Origin of the sequence: Geminocystis sp. M7585_C2015_104, from assembly GCA_015295805.1 — a bacterium.
In the GTDB taxonomy this organism is placed as follows: Bacteria; Cyanobacteriota; Cyanobacteriia; order Cyanobacteriales; family Cyanobacteriaceae; genus DVEF01.
This window is the reverse complement of record DVEF01000092.1, coordinates 1-24,366: the sequence shown is the minus strand read 5'-3', so window position 1 is coordinate 24,366 and position 24,366 is coordinate 1. Positions and strand designations below refer to the sequence as shown.

At 44.5% G+C, this 24,366-nt stretch carries 24 protein-coding genes; 7 read left to right on the top strand and 17 right to left on the bottom strand.

Annotated elements, in window-relative coordinates; genetic code table 11:
- Positions 1-140: 140 nt before the first annotated feature.
- From IGQ44_11020 to IGQ44_10995, 6 genes are all read right to left on the bottom strand, one after another.
- Positions 141-1,676: an insulinase family protein gene (locus IGQ44_11020; GenBank protein ID HIK38505.1), complete on the bottom strand. Its 1,536-nt coding sequence runs from the start codon at positions 1,674-1,676 to the stop codon at positions 141-143.
- Positions 1,677-1,691: 15 nt separating this feature from the next.
- Positions 1,692-2,210: a phycobiliprotein lyase gene (locus IGQ44_11015; GenBank protein HIK38504.1), complete on the bottom strand. Its 519-nt coding sequence runs from the start codon at positions 2,208-2,210 to the stop codon at positions 1,692-1,694.
- Positions 2,211-2,338: 128 nt separating this feature from the next.
- Positions 2,339-3,703 carry an FADH(2)-oxidizing methylenetetrahydrofolate--tRNA-(uracil(54)-C(5))-methyltransferase TrmFO gene (trmFO, locus tag IGQ44_11010; protein ID HIK38503.1) on the bottom strand — a complete coding sequence of 455 codons (1,365 nt, stop codon included), beginning with the start codon at positions 3,701-3,703 and terminating at the stop codon, positions 2,339-2,341.
- Between the two features lie 24 nt (positions 3,704-3,727).
- The gene (locus IGQ44_11005; protein HIK38502.1) at positions 3,728-4,105 is read right to left on the bottom strand and encodes a response regulator; all 378 of its coding nucleotides are present in this window, start codon (positions 4,103-4,105) and stop codon (positions 3,728-3,730) included.
- A gap of 80 nt (positions 4,106-4,185) precedes the next feature.
- Positions 4,186-5,175: a thiamine-phosphate kinase gene (locus IGQ44_11000; GenBank protein ID HIK38501.1), complete on the bottom strand. Its 990-nt coding sequence runs from the start codon at positions 5,173-5,175 to the stop codon at positions 4,186-4,188.
- 1 nt (position 5,176) lies between these two features.
- The gene (locus IGQ44_10995; GenBank protein ID HIK38500.1) at positions 5,177-5,710 is read right to left on the bottom strand and encodes a tetratricopeptide repeat protein; all 534 of its coding nucleotides are present in this window, start codon (positions 5,708-5,710) and stop codon (positions 5,177-5,179) included.
- Positions 5,711-5,826: 116 nt separating this feature from the next.
- Between IGQ44_10995 and IGQ44_10990 the strand changes: the two genes are divergently transcribed.
- A complete protein-coding gene (locus IGQ44_10990; protein ID HIK38499.1) occupies positions 5,827-6,753 on the top strand; it encodes a TIGR04168 family protein in 927 nt (308 codons plus the stop codon).
- A 289-nt stretch (positions 6,754-7,042) separates the two neighbouring features.
- On the top strand, positions 7,043-7,651 hold the full coding sequence (rpsD, locus tag IGQ44_10985) for a 30S ribosomal protein S4 (protein HIK38498.1): 609 nt from the start codon (positions 7,043-7,045) through the stop codon (positions 7,649-7,651).
- Positions 7,652-7,730: 79 nt separating this feature from the next.
- On the opposite strand, the gene IGQ44_10980 is transcribed toward rpsD, so the two are convergent.
- The 8 genes from IGQ44_10980 to IGQ44_10945 all read right to left on the bottom strand — a co-directional run bounded on the left by IGQ44_10980 (position 7,731) and on the right by IGQ44_10945 (position 17,326).
- Positions 7,731-8,561 carry a DNA-formamidopyrimidine glycosylase gene (locus IGQ44_10980; protein HIK38497.1) on the bottom strand — a complete coding sequence of 277 codons (831 nt, stop codon included), beginning with the start codon at positions 8,559-8,561 and terminating at the stop codon, positions 7,731-7,733.
- Between the two features lie 8 nt (positions 8,562-8,569).
- Positions 8,570-8,803, bottom strand: a complete 234-nt coding sequence (locus tag IGQ44_10975; GenBank protein ID HIK38496.1) for a photosystem I reaction center subunit IV — start codon at positions 8,801-8,803, stop codon at positions 8,570-8,572.
- An 81-nt stretch (positions 8,804-8,884) separates the two neighbouring features.
- Complete coding sequence (locus IGQ44_10970) at positions 8,885-10,546, bottom strand: glycosyltransferase family 39 protein (GenBank protein HIK38495.1); 1,662 nt, start codon at positions 10,544-10,546, stop codon at positions 8,885-8,887.
- Between the two features lie 89 nt (positions 10,547-10,635).
- A complete protein-coding gene (locus IGQ44_10965; protein ID HIK38494.1) occupies positions 10,636-11,931 on the bottom strand; it encodes a CO2 hydration protein in 1,296 nt (431 codons plus the stop codon).
- 30 nt (positions 11,932-11,961) lie between these two features.
- A complete protein-coding gene (locus tag IGQ44_10960; GenBank protein HIK38493.1) occupies positions 11,962-13,449 on the bottom strand; it encodes an NADH-quinone oxidoreductase subunit M in 1,488 nt (495 codons plus the stop codon).
- Between the two features lie 28 nt (positions 13,450-13,477).
- Complete coding sequence (locus IGQ44_10955; GenBank protein ID HIK38492.1) at positions 13,478-15,301, bottom strand: NAD(P)H-quinone oxidoreductase subunit F; 1,824 nt, start codon at positions 15,299-15,301, stop codon at positions 13,478-13,480.
- A gap of 132 nt (positions 15,302-15,433) precedes the next feature.
- Positions 15,434-16,333, bottom strand: a complete 900-nt coding sequence (locus IGQ44_10950) for a LysR family transcriptional regulator (GenBank protein HIK38491.1) — start codon at positions 16,331-16,333, stop codon at positions 15,434-15,436.
- A gap of 93 nt (positions 16,334-16,426) precedes the next feature.
- Positions 16,427-17,326: a S1 RNA-binding domain-containing protein gene (locus tag IGQ44_10945; protein ID HIK38490.1), complete on the bottom strand. Its 900-nt coding sequence runs from the start codon at positions 17,324-17,326 to the stop codon at positions 16,427-16,429.
- Positions 17,327-17,472: 146 nt separating this feature from the next.
- On the opposite strand from IGQ44_10945, the gene psbZ reads away from it, so the two are divergent.
- The 3 genes from psbZ to gcvT all read left to right on the top strand — a co-directional run bounded on the left by psbZ (position 17,473) and on the right by gcvT (position 19,423).
- Positions 17,473-17,661, top strand: coding sequence for a photosystem II reaction center protein PsbZ (psbZ, locus tag IGQ44_10940; protein HIK38489.1), 189 nt, complete (start codon positions 17,473-17,475; stop codon positions 17,659-17,661).
- 112 nt (positions 17,662-17,773) lie between these two features.
- A complete protein-coding gene (locus IGQ44_10935; protein ID HIK38488.1) occupies positions 17,774-18,274 on the top strand; it encodes a 6,7-dimethyl-8-ribityllumazine synthase in 501 nt (166 codons plus the stop codon).
- A gap of 39 nt (positions 18,275-18,313) precedes the next feature.
- Positions 18,314-19,423, top strand: a complete 1,110-nt coding sequence (gene gcvT, locus IGQ44_10930) for a glycine cleavage system aminomethyltransferase GcvT (GenBank protein ID HIK38487.1) — start codon at positions 18,314-18,316, stop codon at positions 19,421-19,423.
- Positions 19,424-19,457: 34 nt separating this feature from the next.
- Here the strand turns inward: gcvT and IGQ44_10925 are convergent, their stop codons facing one another.
- Positions 19,458-20,426, bottom strand: a complete 969-nt coding sequence (locus IGQ44_10925; protein ID HIK38486.1) for a protochlorophyllide reductase — start codon at positions 20,424-20,426, stop codon at positions 19,458-19,460.
- 452 nt (positions 20,427-20,878) lie between these two features.
- Between IGQ44_10925 and plsX the strand changes: the two genes are divergently transcribed.
- On the top strand, positions 20,879-21,928 hold the full coding sequence (plsX, locus tag IGQ44_10920) for a phosphate acyltransferase PlsX (GenBank protein HIK38485.1): 1,050 nt from the start codon (positions 20,879-20,881) through the stop codon (positions 21,926-21,928).
- Positions 21,929-21,971: 43 nt separating this feature from the next.
- On the opposite strand, the gene IGQ44_10915 is transcribed toward plsX, so the two are convergent.
- Together IGQ44_10915 and ribA are read right to left on the bottom strand one after the other, a co-directional pair.
- Positions 21,972-22,193: a hypothetical protein gene (locus IGQ44_10915; protein HIK38484.1), complete on the bottom strand. Its 222-nt coding sequence runs from the start codon at positions 22,191-22,193 to the stop codon at positions 21,972-21,974.
- A 107-nt stretch (positions 22,194-22,300) separates the two neighbouring features.
- Entirely contained in the window at positions 22,301-23,995 is a 1,695-nt protein-coding gene (gene ribA / locus IGQ44_10910; GenBank protein HIK38483.1) for a bifunctional 3,4-dihydroxy-2-butanone-4-phosphate synthase RibB/GTP cyclohydrolase II RibA, read from the bottom strand.
- Positions 23,996-24,086: 91 nt separating this feature from the next.
- Between ribA and IGQ44_10905 the strand changes: the two genes are divergently transcribed.
- A partial coding sequence (locus IGQ44_10905) for a prephenate dehydrogenase/arogenate dehydrogenase family protein (protein ID HIK38482.1) occupies positions 24,087-24,366 on the top strand: 280 nt, incomplete at its 3' end.

The following is a 24,366-nucleotide window of genomic DNA, read 5'->3' as shown; positions in this document are numbered from 1 at the left end:
CAAAAAATTTTGGAAAAAGACTTGACAAAAGGGGCAAAAAACTGTACTATCTCAAACTTTAGAAGGGAGAGTGGGGGTATCTGACCAAAAATGGCCTAGGGGTAAGATGTAGGGGGTAGGATGTGGGTGGGGTAAAGGGTTTAAGGGTTAGGATTTGGGGGAAGGAGACGGGCGACGATTCGGTTTTCGGGGGTGAAGATGAGGCGGGCAACCCTTTGAATGTCCTGGGGGGTAACGGCAGAGATTTTATCTAGGTCGAGAAACAGGTTACGCCAGTCGCCAGTGATGGCTTCGTATTTAGCTAGCAGTCTAGCCATCCCCATGTTGGAATCAAGTGTGCGTAATAGACTTGCTTTGGCTTGGGTTTTGACTTTTGTCAATTCTTCCACTGACACCAATTGCTCAGTTAGCTTTTTAATTTCCTCATGTAGGGATGTCTCCAGGGTGGCAAGGGGAGTATTGGGGGTAGGGGTGGCGTAAAACACCATTAGATTGGGGTATTTTTCTCCGGGAAAGCCTGCAAAGGCGGAGACAGAAAGGGCAATCTTTTGTTTTTCTACCATGGATTGGTACAACCGAGAGGTGCGTCCATCTGCTAGAATTGAGCCCATGAGTTCGCATATTACATAATCGGGGTTGTTGATGTCGGGGATATGGTAACCCTCTAGATACAGTGGTTGGGAGGGATAGTGGATAGTTATCTCCCTAGTGCTAGTTTGTGGTGGCTCATTTACAATGGGTGGGGTTGATTTGTTACCGGGGGGGAAACGTCCAAAATATTTCCTTGCCAGTCTTTTTACCTCTTCTGCCTCTACATCTCCCACTATGGCTATTGTTATATTCTTGCCTCCATAGTATTTTTCAAAGAAGTCTTGGACATTTTGTCTTGTCAGGTTACTAATGTCTTCTTGGTAGCCAATTACAGGACGTTTATAGGGGTGGGAAGTAAAGGCAACATCTAAAAATGCCTCTATTAGTTTGCCTATGGGGGAATTATCAACCCTTAGTCTTCTCTCTTCTAAAATTACCTGTTTTTCCTCATAAAATTCCCGGAATACTGGATGCAGAAAACGCTCTGATTCCAGATACATCCATAACTCTAGTTTGTTGGCGGGGAAACTGTAGTAATAAACAGTGGCGTCTGCTGAAGTAGTCGCATTTAGCCCCACCCCCCCTTCTAATTCTACTATCTGTCCGAATTCGTTTTGTTTTACCAGTTCATGTGCCTGTTTATTTATTTGTTCGAATTTGGCTTCCAATTTTTTAACTTTTTCCTGGTCATTCTCTGTTTTTGCCTGTTTTATCTTTTCAAATAAGCTGTCTAATTCTTTTAACAATCTCTCTTCCTTCTCATAATCCAAAGTGCCTATCTCCCTTGTGCCTTTAAAAGCCAAGTGTTCGAGGAAATGGGCAATTCCTGTTTGACCTTCTGGCTCATTTACCGCCCCCACATCCACATAGGTAACGAAAGAAATAACAGGGGCTCGGGAATTTTTTAGTACTATAAATTTGATTTCATTTTCAAGGGTAAACTCAGTTATATTCTCCTTTGCCCTTTCTAGATATGGTAGAATTGACCCACTGTCTGCCAGGGCAAAAGGAGGACAGTCTAAAAGATTTTCCAGTCCCAAAATCAGCACAATTATGACCAGTATCTTGGGTATTACCTTCAACATTTGAGGAGGCAATGATTAATTTTTGACTACCCTTCTGATTTCGGAATAAAAACAAGTTTGTCTAACCGCATTCCCCTGTTTCAGGATAGTATTCCTTAGGCGAAGATTGTCACTGGCAAAGGTAACTCTTTCCTCCAAAGATTGACCATTATTGTTGACTCTTAAAGTTAAAGACTCATCTTCTGCTAAAGTGTAAGTGCCCCTGACAATCTGTTGTGGGTTAATAACCCTCACCACTGTACCCTGATTGAGTTCATTTTTGTCACGGAAAAATAATATTAGGGTTTCGCCTTTTTGTTTAGGCTTACCCCAGTCAGGGGAATTGTCCCATTGGGAGAGGATACCAGTTAGAAACAAATCCAGATTCAGATTATGAGACTGAGAAAGGGAAGAGACACGACTGTCTTCTATGGAAACGGGAGTAAGACTAATATTTGCCTTACTGTTGTCTACCTTGTTTTCTGGAATATGATAGATGGTGCGTTGGGAAAACCAATCACCCAAGAATTTGTCTAGGAAGGCATGAATATCCATTTTACTTACTACAGGGTGTCTCAGCTTATCAAGTAACAGGTGGAAACAACAACCCTATAGATTATAGGACATTTAGGGGCCTGAGATAAATTCCCGGAAACGAGGCAATATTGCATGTTGCCACCTGCCTAGAGATTCATGGCGACACTCTCACGGGAGGATTGAAGGGGGAGTTTGTGGGTGGAAATAAAATCATCCAGATGACTCAAGGCGCGGGAGGCATAGGCACGATAACGTTGGGGTTTGGAGCGCACTTTAACGTCAAGAGGTGGTAGAATCCCAAAATTGGGGGGCATTGGCTGAAAATGTCTACTGTCGGCGCTGGTGATATATTCAATAAGGGCTCCTAGCATGGTAGTCCTGGGAAATACAAGAAGGGGTAGACTGCGCACCATCCTGGCGGCATTTGTGCCTGCCAACCAGCCTCCAGCCACTGCCGCAGTATAACCCTCAGTGCCTACCAGTTGCCCACAGGCGAATAGAGTAGGCCTGTTCTTAAATTGTAAGGTAGGAAGAAGCAATTTGGGGGCATTGAGGAAGATATTTTTGTGCATCACCCCAAAACGTACAAATTCCGCGTTTTCTAAGCCTGGGATTAACCGGAATACCCGCTTTTGTTCCCCCCAACGTAGATTGGTTTGAAATCCCACCATATTCCACAATTGCCCCTCTTTATCTTCTGGCCTCAGCTGTACTACCGCATAATACTTCCTGTCCGGAAAACGTGGGTCAACTATGCCCACGGGTTTAAGTGGGCCAAAACGCATAGTATTTTCGCCTCTTCTGGCCAATTCTTCAATGGGCAAACAAGCCTCGAAAAAGGTGGCATTCTCTCGCTCAAAGTCTTTTAATTCTGTCTGTTGGGCATTGCATAATTCCCGCCAAAACAGGAGATATTGTTCCCTATCCATGGGACAATTCAAGTAGGCTGCCTCTCCTTTTCCATACCTGGAGGCTAAAAAGGCGATGTCCCTATTGATGGATTCTCCTAAAATAATAGGGCTGGCGGCATCAAAAAAGTTTAAATACTCCATGCCGGTGAGATTTTGTAACTCCCTGGCCAGGGTTTCTGCCGTGAGGGGGCCTGTTGCCAGTACTACAATTCCTTTACCTGGTATAGTCTTCACTTCCTCTCGTTTTAGGGTAATTAGGGGATGGCTTGCAATGGTGTCAGTCAACTCCCTGCTAAACCTTACCCTGTCTACTGCCAAAGCCCCTCCCGCCGGCACTCTATTCCTGTCCGCTACTTGTATTACCAACGACCCTAATCTTCGTAGTTCTTCATGTAGCAGTCCGGAAGCACGATCTATAGATTCTGCCCCAAAGGAGTTGCTACACACCAATTCAGCCAATTCGCCACTATGATGAGCGGGGGTCTGTACTACAGGGCGCATCTCGTAGAGAGTCACGGGTATACCGGCTTTTGCGATTTGCCAGGCGGCTTCTGTGCCTGCCAACCCGCCGCCAATCACAGTGATTGAGTCGCCACTCATGCTTTATTTTTTGTAGTTATGATACTACACCTGGTTAGTTTGTTTTAGTAGGTACTTGATTGTCTTCAACAGATCCATAGTTTTGAAGGGCTTGACTATATATGCGTCGGCGCCTTGTTTTGTTGCCCAGTGGATGTCAAACTCCTCCCCTTTCGTAGAACATATTATCACGGGTATATTCTCAGTTTTTGGATTACTTTTGATCCACCGACATAGTTCATAGCCGTTCATTTCTGGCATTACTACATCGGTGATTATAAGATTAAATTTCTCTTTTTCGATTAGCTGGGTTGCTTCTACACCATTGGAAGCCTCTACCACCTGTATATTGTACTGTTTGAGGGCCTCGCTAATTACTTCTCTTGGGGTGTGATTATCGTCGACTACAAGAATTTTAATCATGACGGGATTAAGACTAGTGCTGCAACTGGGGGAGTAAGAGTCGAAGACAAATGGCACACATATCGGGCTATAACTAATAACTAGTATACCCCAAAATGTTGAAAAGTTTTCTCTGGTTCCAGGTTTTCTTGGGGATAAATACCGAGGGAGTCATAAACTACAATCTCCTGCTGGGGAGTAATTTCACCGATAATCTGACAGTCTTTTCCGAATCGGAGTTGAAGTAGGCTGGCCTTTTCTGGCTCTAGACACAATACTAACTCGAAATCCTCGCCGCCGTAGAGTACCCATTCAAAGGCAGTGTCAATGTCAGTCAACTGGAGGAGAGTATCGTCTATATTAATTTTTCTTCGGTCTATTCTAGCACCCACACCACTGTTGCGGCAAATTTGGGTTATGGCGTCTGCTAATCCATCGCTGGTATCCATGCCAGCAATGCGATGATGGGGAAATTGGCTGTTGATGTATTCAATCACATCTAGACGGGGATTGGGGGTGGCATGGGCGGCTATGAGTTTTTCCCTAGTTGCCTCCGGTATGTTATCATAGTTCCCGGTTAGCAGTGCCAATCCCCCCCTTGACAGGCCGTGGTTACCGGTTACTACTATTACGTCTCCCACCCTAGCCCGGTTGCGATAGATTATCTGTTTGGGGTTAACTTCTCCCAGGATAGTTATGGCGATGGTATTGGTTTGAGACCTGGTGACATCACCTCCTACAATTGTACAGGAGTACCTGGCAAATAGGCTGCTCATCCCTTCGTATAGTTTTTCTACCCAAGCTACTTCTGTCTCCTTTCTCAGAGACAATCCTACCGTGGCGTGGAGAGGTTTTCCTCCCATGGCAGCTATATCTGAGAGGTTTGCCGTTGCCGCGCGGTGCCCAATTGCTTCTGGTGTCAGGGTTTTACTGGAAAAATGAACTCCCTCTACCAACAAATCCGTGGAAACTACTAGTTGTTTTCCCTTACTTACTGAAAGTATAGCCCCATCATCTCCATTTTTGTCTCTGTCACAATAGGCAAAAAGTCTTTTTAGCAACCCTTGTTCTCCTATATCTTTTATTTGCATATTAGCTGGCAACTAGTCTTTTTTCTAGGGATTCAATTTTTTTCAAAGCCACTGGATTTTTCGGGTCGTATTCCAAACATTTTTTATAGGTTTCTAGAGCCAATTTAGTCATTTGTTTCTTCTCATAGGCGTTAGCTAAGTTGTTTATGGCAATGGTATAAGCCGGGAAAAGTTTTAGGGCCTCTTTGTAGTTGCGAATGGCCATGTCGTATTGCTCTTGGGCGAAATAGGCAAAACCCAGGGCATTGTATATCAAGGCCATGTTTTCCGGTTCAACTTTTTCGTTTTCGGCTTTTTTTATCGCTTTTTGCAATAGTTGTATTGCCTGGAAGAATAGTTTTTTGTCCAGGTATAAACTAGCCAATTCGTAGTATTCTTTGGCAGCTCCATCCTCTTTTTTAAGTTTATTTTCAAGTTGGAAAACACGAGACTCAATCCTTCTGGCTTTAATTATCTGTCTGAAGAGGATAATTGCCACGGTAGAGAGGAATATAAGCAAGAGGGAAAGATATATTATAGGCAGATAATCTTCCATAATGCTGGTGGGATTTACAACTGAATATAATTTGGTTCTAACAGCTTTGTTATCTTAACATATCCCGGGGATTTGGGAGAGATGGTAGAATAACAGGAGGCAGGGGTGTAACAGTTATGAAGGAGAAGAGGATAAAAATAGCAGTAGTAGGGGATGTGCATCAACTCTGGAATGACTATGATGCGGAGGCGTTGGAATTTTTGGGGGTAGATTTGGTGTTATTTGTGGGGGATTTTGGCAATGAAGATGTAGAGGTGGTGAGAAAAATAGCCGAATTGCCTCTGCCAAAGGCGGCTATTTGTGGTAATCATGACGCCTGGTATACGGCAACGGAATGGGGTAGAAGGAAGTGCCCCTATAATCGTAATGTGGAAGACAGGGTACAAATACAGTTAGACTTGTTGGGGGAGTGTCATGTGGGTTACAGTTACCTAGACTTCCCCCAGTTTAATCTAACAGTGGTGGGGAGTCGTCCTTTTAGTTGGGGTGGGGGGGAATGGAAGTGTGAAGAATTTTACCGCCAACGCTATGGGGTAAATAATTTTAACGAGTCGGTGGCGAAAATATTAGAGTCGGTTTCTAGGGCTAGATATAATAATGTCATCTTCATAGGGCATAACGGCCCTTTTGGATTGGGAGACAAACCAGAAGATAGTTGTGGCAGAGACTGGCAGCCACTGGGGGGGGATTTTGGCGACCCGGACTTCCAACGGGCTATTATACTCACTAGGGAAATGGGGAAGGTAGTGCCTCTGGTAGCCTTCGGGCATATGCATCATACCCTCCGACATACCAAGGAAAGACTACGCACTATTGTTAATATAGACCAGGAGGGCACTGTTTATCTCAACGCCGCTGCCACCCCCCGTATCCAAGAGGGAGTCCACAAATTTTCTGTGGTGCATATTGTAGATGAGAAGGTCGAAAAGATCAATCTAATAGGCATTAACGAAACTATGGAAATCATAGAAAAACGAAGTCTCTTTCAGGCTTCCTCTCCCCCGCCTTTAAGGGAAATGTCATTGGCAAACTGTTGTTTTTAACTCCTTTTTTCCTCGATTTGCTCTTAAATATCTCTTAAGTAATTCATTTCTTTTCTCAAAGTTTTCAGACTCTCCAATTTGTTTCATTTATCCTTGTTATTTAAGCTTGTATTTGTTATAATGGTATGAATGGTTTTTTGTTTCTTAAAGGCTGATATTGAGCGCCAATTTCATTGACCAAAAGTGGGGGAGAAGGAGGGATTGAGGAGAGGGGGGGGTTTGCTGTAAAATGGTTTGTTTGGGTCTAAAAGTCAAAAGCAAGAAGTGAGATAAGGAGAGAAATACAAGTATGGCACGATATACCGGCCCTCGTTTGAGGATAGTGCGTCGCCTGGGGGATTTACCGGGCTTGACAAGAAAAACACCCCGTCGTCAGTATCCACCAGGCCAACATGGACAAACCCGTCGCAAACGCTCAGAATATGCTATCCGTCTGGAAGAGAAACAAAAACTGCGTTATAACTACGGAGTCAGCGAAAGACAGTTAATTCGTTATGTAAGACAAGCTCGTCGTGTTACGGGATCGACGGGTTTAGCCTTACTCCGACTACTTGAAATGCGTTTGGACAACACGGTATTTAGGCTAGGGATGGCTCCAACAATACCGGCAGCACGTCAGTTGGTAAACCATGGGCACATAATGGTAAACGGGAAGGTGGTGAATATCCCCAGTTATCAGTGTAAGCCGGGGGATGTGATTAGTGTGAGACCGAGAGAAAAATCTATTAACCTGGTGAAAACCAATCTATTAAACCCAGGGTTGGCTAATATCCCTAGCCACCTAGAATTCGACAAGGAAAAACTAGTAGGTAAAGTCAATGGTTTAATTGAAAGAGAGTGGGTTGCACTCAATGTCAATGAACTGCTAGTAATTGAGTACTACTCTCGTAAGGCCTAATGGCAGGAAGAGGAAGGCAAAGGGATTTTACTGCAAGGCTGACTTTCTTTATTATTCCTTGTCTTCCTGTCTTCTTATATTATTTCTGACATTGAGGACAAAAATAAGTTGCCCTTCCGCCTACTTTCATCTTTTTGATGGGGTTGCCACAAATACGACAGGGTTGGTTTTGACGGCGATATACCCATGCCTTTCCTCCATAGTTGCCATTAACCCCATGGATATTCAGGAAATCACTGAAGGTGGTGCCCCCTTCCATAATAGCCTTCTCCAACACCTGGATTATAGCGGCATGTAGTTTTTTCAGCCTTGGGGGAGACAATTGAGAGGCAGGGGTGAGGGGGTGTATTCCGCTAAGAAATAAAGCCTCGTCAGCATATATGTTGCCTATCCCTGCTATTATTTCCTGTGCTAACAAAAGAGTTTTGATGGGGCGATTAGTCTTAGAGAATCTTTCTTGTAGGTATTGGGAAGAAAAATCCGGGGATAATGGTTCGACTCCAAGTTTTCCCAAACCGGGGATAATGCTTTCCAGAGAGGTATTTTCAGGGCAATACCACCATCTGCCAAAAGTACGAGTGTCTACAAATCGCAACTCATTGTTCTCAGGGAAAAAAAGACGCACCCTAGTATGATGGCTAAGAGGGGTAGTTTGGGACAACCACAGGAGTTTACCCGTCATCCTCAGGTGAATGCCTAGACAACCTCTTTCCAGACTTGCTAGGAGATACTTTCCCCGCCTTTGCCAATGGAGAATTTTTTGCCCCATTATCTGTTGTTGAAACAACTGGGGGGGTTTGGGATGTGCCAGAATCCGGGGAAGTAACACTTCTATCCCCATTATGGCAAGTCCCGAGGTCTTTTGGTTTAGACCTCGACAGACTGTTTCTACTTCAGGCAATTCTGGCATGGAGGCTGTTATTTGTCATTCTTGGAGGGTGGTGCAACCTCTTCTAACTCATCCTCAGCAAAATTGTTAGTGTTCACACCACTGGGAGAGCCACTGTAACCAGTATAGTTCACTTTGTCGAAGCGGACAATTACTGGATAGCGGATGCCGCTTTTGTCAATACTGGCCACGGTGCCGATTTCATTATACCAGTAGGATTCTTTTCTTTTTACTCTTACTTTTGAACCACGTTGAATTGCCATAGAATACCTTTCCCAATATTGCAAAAACACTTTTAAGTAAAAGATTACTACTTGTTTGTCCTTCTGACACCACTTTTTACTTTAAGTTTTATTAAGAGAAAAACCTCTAATAAGCTGGTAGACTCCCTCTCTAGCAAGGGGTTGACTGGAGTCTTCGGGGAGGAGGGAGAGAAATTTTGTCATGTTGTCACTGTCGGCAACCACTAGATACTGGGGCAGGGAAGTCTGACGAATGTATTGGATGGCATCCTCTGGAGCGTCGAAGAAAAGAACCGGTTTTTGGGTGTAGAATACTAAACTGGGGCGTATAAACCCAATCATTATCAATTTCTCTTCGGGTTGCCCCAGGGTTATAATTTCCTGTGCTAATCTTCTAAGGGGCAGTTGTAGATGGGTGTCAATAATAGAGGCGGCTGGTAAGGCGAAAAACAAAATAAAACAGGCAAAACAGGAAACCCCTACAATCCATAGCCATTTTCGCCATTGGGGTTTTAGTAGTAGGATGACACCGCCAATTACCCCCATACCCCAGATACAGACACCAACTGTTGCTAAGCCGGAGGATTCCAATGCCTCTGTTATGCCGGGAGTAAGGGGGTTGCCACCTAGAAGGGAGGGGGTTAAACCATTGGCAATGGCTACTATGAGGAGTAGGAGTAGATATAAAACACTACTGGCAACAAATTGGCGGGTGGGGACATAGTCGTTTATAATCTCCCCCCACAACAAAGCAACCAGAATTATAGCAGCTGGCATGGCAGGGAGGATGTAACTAGGGAGTTTGGTGGCAGAAACAGAGAAGAAAGTAAATATGATTGCCAGCCAGAAGAAAGCATACACCCCCAGGTGGGATAGGAGAGGTTGTCTTAGCCAATAGTGTCTTTTCCAGGGTTTAAGATGGAAAATAGCTAAGGGCAGATAGCCAGACCAGGGTATAACGCCCACTATCAACACTGGGACAAAATAATACCATGGCCCTGGGTGGTTACTAACTACCGAAGTAAATCTTTGAAAATTGTGATAGCCGAAAAAGGTATTAATATACTCCCATCCATGTCTTAGGGTAATAGCGATATACCAGGGGAGTGTAACCGCTGCAATCACCAGCAATCCCCATCCCAGACGCATCTTGTCAAGAGTCTTTCTCGCCGTTTCCCCTCCTAGGTATAACAAGAAACAGGCAATAATCAAAAAGGGGAGTAGTAAACCTACAGGGCCCTTGCTTAGTACTGCCAAACCGATGAAAATATAAAAACTGAGATACCATGGCCACTGGTTTTGACTGTAGGCTAGAAAAAAGGAAAGCAAGGCTATAGTAATGGTAGCAGATAAGTACATGTCAGAAACGCCGACACGCCCCCAGGCAATCCAGGCGGGATTAAGAGTCATCATGGCGGCAGCAATCCCCCCCACTGCCCATGAGAAAGTCACTTTCTGGAGGGTGTAGAATACTAGAAACACTGTTGCTGTTGCCAACAAGGCCGAGGGGATTCTGGCGGCTACTTCATTGACACCCCCTATCTGCATGGATATTGCCATTAACCAATAACTAAGAGGCGGCTTATCAAAACGGGTGGCATCATTCCAATAAGGGGTAATCCAATCCCCCCTCACCAACATCTGTCTCGCGGCTTCTACAAACATCGCCTCGGTTTTATCCAGCAAGCCGATATTGCCTAAACCCAGGAAAAAGGCAATGCCACACAATAGTAACAAACCCAAGATAACCAACAATGGCACCATTACTGTCAACCCTCAAATAAAAAAGAAAGCCACCAATGACGGGAGGCATTATAAACAACTGGGGCATTGGCGGCTAGTATTCCTTTCACCTATCGGTAATTGGGATTTTGAATGTCTCTAAGTCTGGCTTCTTGGCGTTTAAATCTGTCTAATTGCTTTTCAAAGAATTGTCGGTTTTCCAGCAGGTGTTGGGGATTGTCGTCATCGAGGGGATGATGCAATGCTTGTCTCAGGGCTTGGATTACTGCCGAGGTAACATTATACATGGAACGTTGAAAGCTGATTCCCAGTTGGATAAGCATGTCATCCTCCCCACGACAGTGTTGGCGATAATATTCCACTAGGTAGGGGGGAAGGAAATGCAGCATGTCATACATAAGGAAGGTGGGGGGAATACCGGCACTGCCTACTGGAAATACATCGGCGTATAGGATACCATAATGAAAGTCTTTTTGTTCACGGGGAATCTGACGGGCTTGGGCATTGTAAGATTTTGTTCCACGGAAGGGGGCAGTGCGATAAAATACTGCTTCTACATAGGGTAGGGCGGCATCATGTAGCCAGGTAAAGCCTTTTGATTTGGGGATAATTTCATAACACTTGCCATCAATATAAACATGGTGGTATATAGGACGATTGGCGACAGCAAAGATGCCATTAACCAGGAAATTCATGGCATCAGTGACAGTTTTAAATCCCCCCTCGTCATATATATCCGACATTTCTAAGAATACAGGACACATTACCTCCCAGAATAGTCCTAGATTAGCATAGTAGGACAACTGTCGCACCTGTTCTAAAAACATTTCCGGGAAGAGTTTATATAGTCCTAGCATTAGGGGGTTATTCTTAAAGTAGGCTTTGATGGCAACATCGGCGTTAGCCTTATATTCCTCCGAGTCTAAATAGGCGTCAAATTGTCCATATCCCATGTCTCTGCCATGCCACAACATGGCGCGCATACAGGCTTCGGCAAATTCCATGTTAATTCGATCATGTAACAGGTGATGAAGCAATCTTGGTAGCCTTCCCAATTCCCCTTTTTCGATAAAGGCCAACAATTCTGGGTGTGCAGTTGCCTCCCCACGCCATATTCTTAATTCTGCATTCTCCCCCGCATAACTGTTGGGTCTTTCCAGATACTCTTTTGGTAGAAAATATTTAAAAAATGGTAAGGGATTGAGGAAAACCCTTTCGGCAATGTATAACAAATCCCGCCAATAAAAATCCATGGGGATGGCATAGGCTTTGTATATGCCTATGATTTGCATTAGATTTTCCGGTGTATCCGGCAACATGCTGCCACCGGCTTCCAAACGGTGAATCACCTCCGCAAACTCGTGTTTGCTTGGTGGCAGTTTTTGTTTCACTGTGGTTTCTCTCATAGTTTCTTTTCCTACACCCATTACAAATCTTTATAGTACTCTTGAATTATACTGTGCCTTTTGAGCTATCATTTGACTGGTGACGAGGCTGAAATTGGTGAGTAAAGAAGGTTGTATGCCGAAAAAGATGATCATCACTGCTAGAATTATTGCGGGGATTCTTTCAAACCCCTTAACAGAGGGATAATAACCCTTATAGTTGTCTAACCTGCCAAAGAAAACCCGGTTAATAAGGATGACAAAGTAAACGGCAGTCAAACCGGTGGCAATCAGGCAAAGGAGGGTATATATAGGAAACACTGTGAAACTGCCCTGAAAACAGATAAATTCGCCCACAAAACCTATCATACCAGGAATACCCGCACTAGCCATCACTGCCGTTATCATCAAACCTCCCACGAAGGGGAAGCCTCGATAGGGATTCATCAAGCCTTGTAAATCTGACATCTCCCGGCTACCGGTTTTTTCTTCTATGATCCCTACAAGATGGAACAATAGGGCCACAATTAAACCATGGGCTATCATCTGCACAATGGCCCCAGTAATGGCCAACTGGGTGGCGGCTGCTGTAGCTAAAACTACAAAGTTTATGTGTGCCAGGGAGGCATATGCCACCATTTTCTTGATGTCTGTTTGGGATACTGCTACTAGAGAGCCGTAAATAGCACTTACCACTGCTATTATTGCCAGGTAGGGGGAGATTTCTTGCCAAATTTGGGGGAATAACTGTAAACCAAAACGGATTAAACCGTATGTACCCAGTTTAGATACAATACCCCCTAACAACATTGACACCGGGGTGGCAGATTCCGTATAAGCTGGAGGTAGCCATGTGTGTAGGGGAAATATAGGAATTTTGATGGCAAAACCAATGACAATACTAGCCAGTAGGATTATTTGTTTGCTTTCCGGGAGGATAGCAGTGTTAATTTTGTCTATATCGAAACTGCTGCTACCATTGAGGAAATATAACGCCAAAAAGGCAGTCAACACGAAAATCCCCGAGAAGGCGGTATACAGGAGATATTTTATTCCCGCATAACCACTTTTATCCCTACCCCAGGTAGAAATCAACAAGTAGGTAGGTACCAGTTTAACTTCGTAGAGTATAAAGAAGAGGAGAAGATTTTGGGCAATCAGGGCGCCATTGACACAAGCGGTTAAGAGTAATACGAGTATAAAGTAGAGTTTTGGTTTAGATAACCTTTTCCCCTCCAACTCCCCATTTAAAAAAGATAGTGTTACCAGTAGGCAGTTGAGGAGGATTAAAGGCAGGGATAAACCGTCTATACCAACGGTGTAATTTAATCCCAAAAAGGGCAACCATTCCACTGATAACTGTTGCTGTAAACCCGGCTGTTTAGGGTTGAAATCGGCGGCAATTATTCCACTGATTATAAGAGTTAAAATACCAGTTGCCAGGGCCACATTTCTGGCATTGTTACTACCTTTTTCGTTAGGTATAATTCCTACAATTATTGCCCCTATTATTGGGATAGCTAACAGCAGATTAATCATCATAAATTTCACCTATATCTTTTACGATTTATGCTTGTATTAACTCTAATATTATACTGAGGAGAATCAATCCTAACATGATGGAGAAGACATACAACTGGGATTGACCAGAGGTTGTGTAACGCAATGCTTGGCCGCCAAATACTGTCCCCAATCCCACCAAGTTTACTACCCCGTCTACGATGTATTTATCAAACCAATTGCTAAGGGCAGCCATAGCGTTTACCAGGGCAGCCACAGTGTTTTTATATAGATCTTGAGTGTATAAGTCATAGGCGAATAAATCCCCTATATCTTGGGGAACTAAGGCCACGGTTTCATTGGCTGGCTTCTTGCTATAAATTATCAGGGCTGAAAGGGCGCCTAAGGCTGCCGAAGTACTCAAAATTGTCCCCATTTTCCAATCTAAATAAATCAATTGAAACTGGTTAAAAATAAAGGGTAAATGCAGGGTAATCCCCATCATAATCATCATGGGCAATACCATGGCCCACAATACTTCTGGCGAGCGGACTGTCATCGGTTTGACATCGCCTAGAAATATGAGATAGAAGGCGCGCATGAGACTAAAGGCGGTAACGGCATTGACAAACAGCAACACCCACAACAACCAGGGTTGGGAAGAGAGAAATTCATTGGCAAGACGGGGCAATACCCAAAAACCACCTAACGGCGGGAAGGCTACCATCCCCCAACTGCCCACTAGAAAGGCCATAGCTGGCAAGGGGCGACGTTTCCATAATCCCCCCATGAGGGTCAAGTCTTGTGTAATATTGGTCCATACAATCACCCCAATGCTCATACACAACAAAGCCATGGCGGGGGCGTAGGCGGCAATCAATAGTAGGGCTGTCCTTTCGTGATTAGTGCCTACTGCCATGAATACTAAACCCATATAGGTGCTAACCAGGTAGGAAAGCACCCTTTTTACGTCTATCTGGGCTACGGATATCAGAGAGGTTAACACAGCAGTTGTCGCACCCACCAGTACTACTATTTGTGATACCACAGGTGATATTTCTAGCACTGGCTGCAACTGTATCAAAACGTAGGCCCCTGTCCCCACTACAATTGAGTTACGCAGTATTGTAGCAGGTATAGGTCCTTCCATGGCTTCGTCTAACCAGAGGTGGAGGGGAATCTGGGCGCATTTAGCCATGGGTCCTGCAATAAGGCCCAAACACAGTATAGTGGCAAAGGTGGGGTCTATAGGGGAGTTTTGAGCCCAGTATCCCAGATAGTTGTAATTCCAGGTTTTGGCAAAGGGGTATATGGCAATTACCCCCATTAATAGCATAAGGTCCCCCACCCGTTTTGTCCAAAAAGCGTCCCTAGCCCCTGAAACTACCAACGGCTGGGCGAACCAGAATCCTATTGCCAGATAGGTGCCAAGGGTTAGAACCTCTAAGTATACATAGCTGAAAAACAGGGAATTACACAGTACTAGACCACACATTCCGGCCTCAAAAAAACCCAAGACGGCGTAGAATCTTGCCCAGGCCCAATCCATTTCTAGGTAGCCCACGGCATAGAGTTGACAGAGGAAATTTAGGCCGGTAATTAGTGCCAGGGCCCCTACACTAATTGAGGAGATTTGCACGTCAAAAGATATGTTTAAATTGGCTATATTTAACCAGGTAAAACGGTATTCTTTTGCTGGCTCTCCCCAAATTTGGTATAGGGCTATTGTGCTGTGTAAGAAGGCCAGAAATGTCATTAATATGTTAATATACCCTGCTGGCCTTGTGCCTGTTCTCCTTATTATTCCGGGGGACCACAGTATGGCTAAAATCCCACCTATTAAGGTGTAACAGGGGACGAACCAAACTGTATTCTTTAAAAATTCCAGCATTTTTATTGTTACAAAATAACCTCGTCGCCAGCTATTATAAGATTAAGCGTCTCCCCTGTCAAGGGGGTTTTTGTTGTTCGGTTGATATTGTTTTTTTTATTGGTTTAATCAGAATGTTTAATTGGCTGAAAGTTATACCTGGACTAATTGGGCTTTATCTAGGAGGAAATCGAGGAAAGTTTGGGCTATTACGGACAGTTGTTTACCGCTGAGATAGGTGATATACCAGTGTCTAATAATGGGGAAATGTTGGACATCCAGGATAGTTAAATCTTCGTGAGAGGCACCGGTGAGGGTGTGCTTTGATAGTACTGAAATACCCAAGCCTCCTAGAATGGCTTGTTTGATGGCTTCATTGCTGCCTAATTCCAGACGCACAGAAACCTGAATATTGTGTTGTTTGAATAAATTTTGTACTGCCTTGCGGGTGCCAGAGCCGGATTCCCTCATAATAAAAGGATAGGCTTGTAATTCTTCCAGGGGTATTTGTCGACGGTTAGCCAAAGGATGATCTTTTCTTGCCACTACTACTAGGGGGTTTTCGATAAAGGGTTGGCTTTTCAAATCCATGTCTTCAGGGGGTTGGCTGAGGATGTATAAATCGTCTTGATTATTCATCATCCTCTGTTGCATTTGTTCATGATTGGTCACTTGGAGGGAAATATCAATGTTGGGATACAATTGACAAAAAGCACCTAGGATTCTGGGCATGAAATAAGTTGCGGTGGTGATGACAGAAAGGCGTAGCCTTCCCTCCTTTAAGCCTTTCATGTCGGCTATTTTCATTTCAAAGTTTTCCAGCTGGGAGAATACTTCCTGACAAGTGCGCAATAATTCCTTCCCAGCATCTGTCAGATATAATTGCTTGCCAATTTGTTCAAATAAAGGCAATCCCACTGCCTTTGTCAATTGTTTTACTTGACTGGAGACAGTGGGTTGAGTTATCTCTAATTCCTCTGCTGCCTTAGTAAAACTTCCTAGTCTTGCCGTGGTTTCAAATACCTTTAACTGATGTAGTGTTGCCTGAATCAACTTTACCTCCCCTCTCCATTGACCTTTGCTTATCCATCATACTCTCTGGATAGACTAATGTCAATGGCTCGTAGGGAAGACTGTTGTCAAAAGTCAGTTATCTTTTTTTGCTTTTTTTCTTGCCAGTCTTTCTTCGGCGTTAGCCATCACTGCTTCCTTGTTTTCCAAGAATTCGCCGGGGTAGGATTCTAGTATCTTGGTAGAAAGGGAAACGCGGTTTTTGTAGGTGTCTACCTCCATTACCACCACCCTAATTTCTTCCCCTGGCTGGAAGAGGGTTTCTAAGGAGGTGATCTTAGCGCCACTAATTTGGGTAATATGGAGTAGGCCCGTCACTCCGTTTCCCAAGTCGACAAACACGCCGTAGGGGGAAATGCTAGTCACTTTACCACTGATTACTTCTCTCTCGTGTAAAAGGGCAATAGCGGAGGATAGGGCTAAATTTTTCTGACTCAGTGTTAGTTTATTCTCTTCTGGTTCTATCTGCAATATGTTAGCTTCTAGGGTTTGTCCTATGAGAGTTTCTAGATTTTCCTTCTGCAATAGGTGAGACTTAGGGATAAATCCTTGAATGCCGTTTACCAATCCCACCACTCCCCCCCTGTTAACTCCTGTCACTAGCATCTTGACGGTGGTGCCTTTTTCCTGTATTTGTTTTAGCTCGTCCCAGGCTTGATTTATAACAAGCCTACGACGGGAGATTTTTAATTGCCCCTCTTCTTTCCCCTCGCCAATGATAACAAAGTCAAACTCCTGCCCCAGTGGTAATATCTCCTTTATATCGGTTATGCTCCCTAATGTGGCCTCCTTTAAGGGCAAAAATGCTGGGCACTTGCCTCCTATATCCACAAAAGCCCCATTGGCGTCATATTCCAACACCTTGCCCCTGACTACCTCTCCTACTTTGAAATGGTAATCATACTGTCTCTCTTCGAGGGCTTTGGCAAAGTCTTCTAGGGAAAAGGAGGCTTGGGGGTGGGGGTTGTCGTTCATGATTTGTTATTGCCTTTGTTACGCCGATGATTATATTATAACCAATAGCTCTTTTGGGGAAAATCCCCTTTAACAAAGTGCCAATTTGACCTAAACTTGTTAAAACAAAGTTAGTGGGAAAAATAATATTTTGGGAGACTAAGAAAATGACTATCTTATTCCAGTTGGTGTTAACTCTGTTGGTGCTTTTCTCCTGCCTGATGGTTGTATATGTGCCAGTGGCCTTTGCCACCCCCCAAAACTGGGATCAGTCCAAACCCTTATTGTTCATTGGTTCTGGCATTTGGGTCCTCCTGGTAATTCTTGTTGCAATTCTTAACTCCTTTGTGGTTTAATTCTCCTTGTCTTTTTGTTAAAAAATGTTAAGGATAACAAAATATTAAGATTAATAACGGCGGTGGGCATGAGTATATTTGCTCACCAAACCAAAACAAAATGTAGGAAAAGATGGCGGTTTTTGAGGGAAATTTTCAGGAGACGTCAAGTCTACGTCTGGCAATAGTAATAGGGCGTTTTAATGATCTAATCACTAGTAGACTGTTGAGTGGTTGTCAAGACTGTCTAAAAAGACACGGCATCGACACCAATCCCGAGGGAAATCAGGTAGACTATGTGTGGGTGCCGGGGAGTTTTGAAATCCCCATGGTAGCGCGGAGGTTGGCGTTGAGTGGGCTTTATGATGCTATTATCTGTCTAGGAGCAGTTATCAGGGGAGACACCCCCCACTTTGACTATGTGTGTAACGAAGCTGCCAAGGGGATAGCGTCAGTGGCTTTGGAGACGGGCATACCAGTGATTTTTGGCATTCTCACCACCGACACCATGCAACAAGCCTTGGAAAGGGCGGGGATAAAAAGCAATGCCGGATGGCAGTATGCCATGAATGCCATTGAGATGGCAACACTGGTGAGAAGACTACCCCGCGTGGGACAATCTGATATGAGATAATAAGAGGCAAGGGTTGTATTAGTGAACAAACAGGGATAAGTGACAGTCTCATACTCCAAGCCTTCACGCACCCCCCTTTATCCCCTGCTGGCAAAAATAGAAGGGGTGAAATTCACCTCCTTTGCCGGCTGGGAGATGCCTCTACAGTTTACTGGGGTGAAAAATGAGCATCTTGCCGTCAGAGAAGAGGTGGGGATGTTTGATATTTCCCACATGGGTAAGTTTTTTTTTAAAGGCGAAAGGCTGCGGGAAAAATTTGGCCGTCTTACTCCCACCAACCTGACTAATCTAAAAGCTGGCAAGGCTAAATACACAGTTTTGTTAAATCCCCAGGGAGGCATTGTAGATGATGTTATTTTTTACTACCTGGGGGAAGAAAATGGCAGGGAATCTGGCATTCTGATTGTCAATGCTGCCACTAGAGAGAAGGATTTCGCCTGGCTTCAAACACACTTGGCTCCACAGGGTGTAACACTGGAGGATAAGACTCTAGATTTAGTTCTAATCGCCCTGCAGGGGAGAAATGCCATAAATGTACTTTCTAAGCTGGTAGAGGCTGATTTAGGAGCCTTGGAGGGCTTCTCTCACACCTATAGCAGCCTATGTGGAGAGAATGTATTTATCGCCCGCACCGGGTATACAGGGGAGGATGGTTTTGAAATCATGACGAGTGGGGAGACAGGGAGGCAACTGTGGCAATATTGTATAGTAAAAGGGGTTACCCCTTGTGGGTTGGGCGCCAGGGATACCCTTCGTCTGGAGGCGGGTATGTGTCTTTATGGGCAAGATATTAATGAGAATACCACCCCCTTGGAGGCAGGATTGGGCTGGCTAGTTGATTTTAATCATGATTTTATCGGCAAAGAGGCACTGTTACGTCAGAAACAAGAAGGGGTGAAACGCAAGTTGGTGGGATTAACCATGGATGGCAGACATATTCCTCGGCATGGTTATTCTCTCGTGGTAGACAACAATGCTGTGGGGTTTGTTACCAGTGGCACTTTTTCCCCAACTCTTCAACGGGGGATAGCCCTGGCCTACATAGACTCTTGTTATAGTAAGGTAGGACAAAAGGTGATGGTGGAGATTAGGGGCAAATTAAATCCGGCGACAGTGGTTAGAAAACCTTTCTATCGCCGTGGTTATTGAGTGGGCTTTTCTAACAAGCTATACTATTGTACTCTTAAGCAAGTCCCACTAGTTGTTTACTCAAATCCCACAAGAGTTTGGCTTTTTCTGTATCTTTAGCCTCTTCGGAAATGTCCTGTTTGAAAGCCTTGCGCCCCGGTTTTTGCCGATTTCCCCAACTCCAATACACCCCGGATTCGTCGTATTCTGGATCTGCTACTATCATAGCTACCCTCTCTCCGGCCAACTCCTCGGAAACATAGCCACCAGTGATGTATTTTTGAAAGATGGGGAAGAGTTTTTGGAAGAGGGGGTGGTGGTTGCGGAATAGGGCGGTTTCTGCTACACAACCGGGGTATAAGGCAGAAAAGACAATGCCAGTGGAGTCATGATAACGGCGATGTAACTCTAACATAGTGAGGAGGTTACAGAGTTTGCTGTCTTTGTAGGCTTTCCCGGATTTAAATTTCTTGCCATCAATCATACTAATAGGGGGTTTGAATCCTTGTTTAAAGCCGTCTAGGTTACCCAAATCCGGTGGCGCGGGGATAGGAATTTTGCCACCAAATTCTTTGCGGTTGGCGGTAACCGTGCCCAAAATCACTAAACGGGGTTGGGGATTCCCGGATTTTTGTAAGTCTTCTAACAGGAGGTTACACAGGAGGAAATGTCCAAGGTGATTGGTGGCAACGGTGACTTCATAGCCATCTTTGTTGCGAATTGGCTCTTTTAATAGGGGATAATAAACTGCAGCATTGCATACTAGTGCATCTAATTTTCTGCCGGTTGCCCGAAAGTCTTGCACAAATTTCCGCACACTGTCAAAATCCGCTAGGTCTATGTGTAGAATTTGATAGTCTGTAGGTGGTATTCCCACTCTTTCTGCCGCTTGTTTTGCCTTTTCCAAGTTGCGACAAGCCATCACCACAAACCAGCCTCTTTTTGCCAAGGCTTTTGCCGCCTGTAATCCAACACCTGAAGACGCCCCAGTTATTATTACTGTGGGTTTATTATCTGTAGCCATTTTATTATTATTTTCTTTTCATCTGTAAACCTACAACAAACTTATGATCTCACAGATACATCCTGTTAATTCCTAAGTTTTTTTAAGCAGAGAATTCACTCCCTGATTACTATTGTTGTTTCTAAATATTCTCCATCGGTGATACTATACTATACAATGGTGTTAGGGATTAAAAGGAGCGAGAGGGGGGAAATGAAAATAGAAATTTGGGCGCCGGTGGTAAAAAAATGCATTCACTTAGAACAAAACGCTAAAGAAACCCCAAAACAAAAGAATATGGGGGTAGTTTAGAAAAGGGTGGTGTCTCGGGGGAAACTGTTAACGGTGGTCGTCTAAGTTACTCTTATGGGGGTTATGGCTACCCTCAGTAGCTTGTCATACGGCAGGGGAGAACTTTTACGGAAGGACAACTGTGGTATAATCTAAGAGACTTTCGTGCCAAACAGAAAACAATGGTAGAGAAACGCGCAAGAGTTGCAGTGGATGCTATGGGGGGGGATAATGCCCCTGGGGAGATTGTAGCAGGTGCCATCCGGGCCGCGGCTGAGTTGGATGTGGAAATATTGCTGGTAGGGGATGTGGAGGCAGTTAGGGCGGAGTTGGCACGTCATAATGTGAATTTGAAAAACATTCAGATAGTGCCCTCAGAAGGTGTAGTAACCATGGAAGAAGAGGCCATAGCTGGAGTGCGTCGTAAACCAAAGGCATCTATCAATGTGGCCATGAATCTGGTAAAGGAAAAAAGGGCAGAGGCGGTGGTATCTGCAGGGCATTCTGGCGCGGCAATGGCTTCTGCCTTACTCTCCTTGGGGCGTATTAAGGGTATTGAGCGTCCGGCTATTGGTGCGGTTTTCCCCACCATGTGCCCTGGTAAGTCAGTCATTATTCTGGATGTGGGTGCCAATGTGGACTGTAAGCCTAAATACCTGGAACAATTTGCTCTCATGGGCACTGTTTATAGTAAGTATGTATTGGGGGTGGAAGAGCCAAAAGTTGGTTTAATGAATATTGGGGAGGAGTCTACCAAGGGAAATGAGTTAGCTAAGGAAACATACAAACTGCTAAGTCGGAATCGCAAAATCCCCTTTGTTGGCAATGCCGAGGGAAGAGATCTTCTCTCGGGCAAGTTTGATGTTATTGTTTGTGATGGGTTTGTGGGCAACGTTGTGCTGAAATTGATAGAGGCTGTAGGGGAAATCATTTTACAGATTGTCAAAGAAGAATTGCCTTACGGCTGGAGGGGGAAAATAGGCACCAGTATCTTAAAACCCAACCTAAAAAGATTAAAACAGAGAATTGACCATGCGGAACACGGGGGGGCGTTGCTTTTTGGCGTCAATGGAGTTTGTGTTATAAGTCACGGAAGCTCACAGTCTCCCTCTATTTTTAATGCCATCCGCCTTGCTAAGGAAGCTGTGGACAACAGGGTTTTAGAGGAAATTCGCACCAGAGTTTACTCCCTCCACCAGGAAGAGATGGGTTTTAGTAACTCTCTCACCTAAGGTGTTGTTCTAATGTGGGCTTTTTTGCCCTCATCTTCCCTTTTCATTCATTCTTTAAAAACTCCCTGACCTTCTCCAGCCAATTATAAATGTCTTGCCAGGAAATATTCAACAGGGAGAATATTCCAATTAGGATTAAAATTGCCCCCAGAAAAAAGTTATCATCAAACAGGTACAGACCCACAATTACTATGAAGTAGGGGGAAATTATACTGCTGAGTTTTTCTGCTACTTTTATTATTTCTTGGGAGTCTTTTGCCGGTATTTGTTCGGCTAAAATCCTCTCTTGATTGTCGGTCAAGGGCTCGATTACTTCTTCTTTCTCCTGGTCATCCCTAAACATGGCAGTTCTGGATAAGAGCTTCTACTCTTTTATTTTATGGTGTCTTCCTGACATTTGTAGACGTATATTTTCTGACTGTCTAATGTTTTTTTCAGGTTTAGAAAGGTGACATCTGGTGGGAGGGTCTCTCTGGCCAGTTTTACCTGTAATCCTAACATGGGGTCTTGTCCATCTGCCATTAAAAATTGTAAACAGTCTAAGTTTTCCCAGTTGCTGATTTCGTCCAAAATTTCCAAAATGGCTCTCAAGTAGGGATGATGATTGTTTTTATACCACTGAGGGGTGACTAGATTGCCCTTGTCAAAGCCTAGATGGAAAATCATGGCGGGTTTGCTGAACAGGGCTAGAGCCACAGGTCGTACTTCCTCTTGTATTAAAAAGCTGTGCTGTCTGGCCAGTCTCCTAATATTCTCCAGTTTCTCATACCTTTGCTGGTCCGACACAATGGGAGTTTTCCAGTTTACTGCCACAGTACAGAGGTAGGTTTGTAACAAGAGGTGCCCCAGTTTTTCTGCCTTGGTTGCCATATAGTTACAGTTGTAGTCGTTGGTCTCTACCAAAAGAGGGACACGCTCAACTATTTCCAAGCCATAACCCTTCAAACCGGCAATCTTGCGGGGGTTGTTGGTGATAAGGCGGATTTGTTTAATGCCTAAGTCGTTTAGAATTTGTGCCCCCACCCCGTAGTCTCTTAAATCTGCAGGAAATCCTAGTTTCTCATTGGCTTCCACGGTATCAAATCCCTGATCCTGCAAAGCATAGGCTTTTAGTTTGTTGATCAGGCCTATGCCCCTGCCTTCCTGTCGTAAATACACTACTACCCCCAAACCGGCATTTTCAATCATTTTGAGGGCGGCTTGTAATTGCATTCTACAATCACAACGCAATGAGCCCAGGGCATCCCCTGTCAAACACTCGGAATGCATTCGCACCAACACGGGCTGGTGGGGGAATTTTTCTATCTCTCCCTTGACAATAGCTAGGTGTTCAGTGTTATCTAGTACATTCCTATAGGCATATATTCTAAAATTGCCAAAAAGACTGGGAAAGTAGCAGGAGGCTTCCCTGTGGACGAAACGATCATGTTTTAGACGATAACTGATTAGGTCAGCGATGCTGATGAGTTTGAGGTTGTGTTTTTTAGCATATTCATACAACTGGGGTAGTCTTGCCATACTACCATCGGGGTTTTGAATCTCACAAATCACCCCGGCAGGGTACAACCCCGCTAGACGAGCCAAATCCACGGCGGCTTCTGTATGCCCTGCCCTTTTTAGTACCCCTCCGTCTTTGGCCCTAAGGGGGAAAATATGCCCTGGACGTGACAAGTCTTCTGGTTTGGTTTTCGGGTTGATTGCTATTTGTATTGTCCTAGCCCTGTCTTCTGCCGAAATACCCGTAGTTACACCTGTGTGGGGGGCTCCGTCAATACTAATGGTGAAGGCGGTTTGGTTGCTGTCTGTATTCTTGGATACCATTAGGGGTAATTGCAACTCGTCCAATCTTTCCCCTGTCATAGCTAAACAAATCAAGCCCCGTGCCTCCACCGCCATGAAGTTGATCATCTCCGGGGTGGCAAATTGGGCAGCACAGATAACATCCCCCTCATTTTCTCTATTTTCGTCATCTACCACTACTACTGGACGCCCTGCTTTTATCTCTGCTAGGGCCTCTTCAATGGTGTCAAACTTAATTTCTGTCTCTTGTTTCCTCTCTGCTTCCACCACGGGTGTCTTTTCTGTTTTCTGTATCTTTCTCCCTTATCATTTTACCTTACCTCTACAATAATTCTTTGTGGCATGGATAAGAGGGTTTATGAAGATTGGAATTGTGGGATTAGGCCTGATTGGCGGCTCTTTGGGATTAGACCTAGTTGCAAGGGGTCATGAGGTGATAGGGGTTTCCCGAAAACCCTCCACCTGTAATACGGCGCTGGAACGAGGGGCTGTGACTCGTGCTGGCACTGAGCTGACTATTTTAGATGACGGATGTGACCTAATCGTCATTTGTACCCCCATACAGGCCATCCTCCCCACCTTGGAAAAAATAATTGCCCTGCTGTCCAGCCCATGTGTAATTACAGACGTAGGCTCAG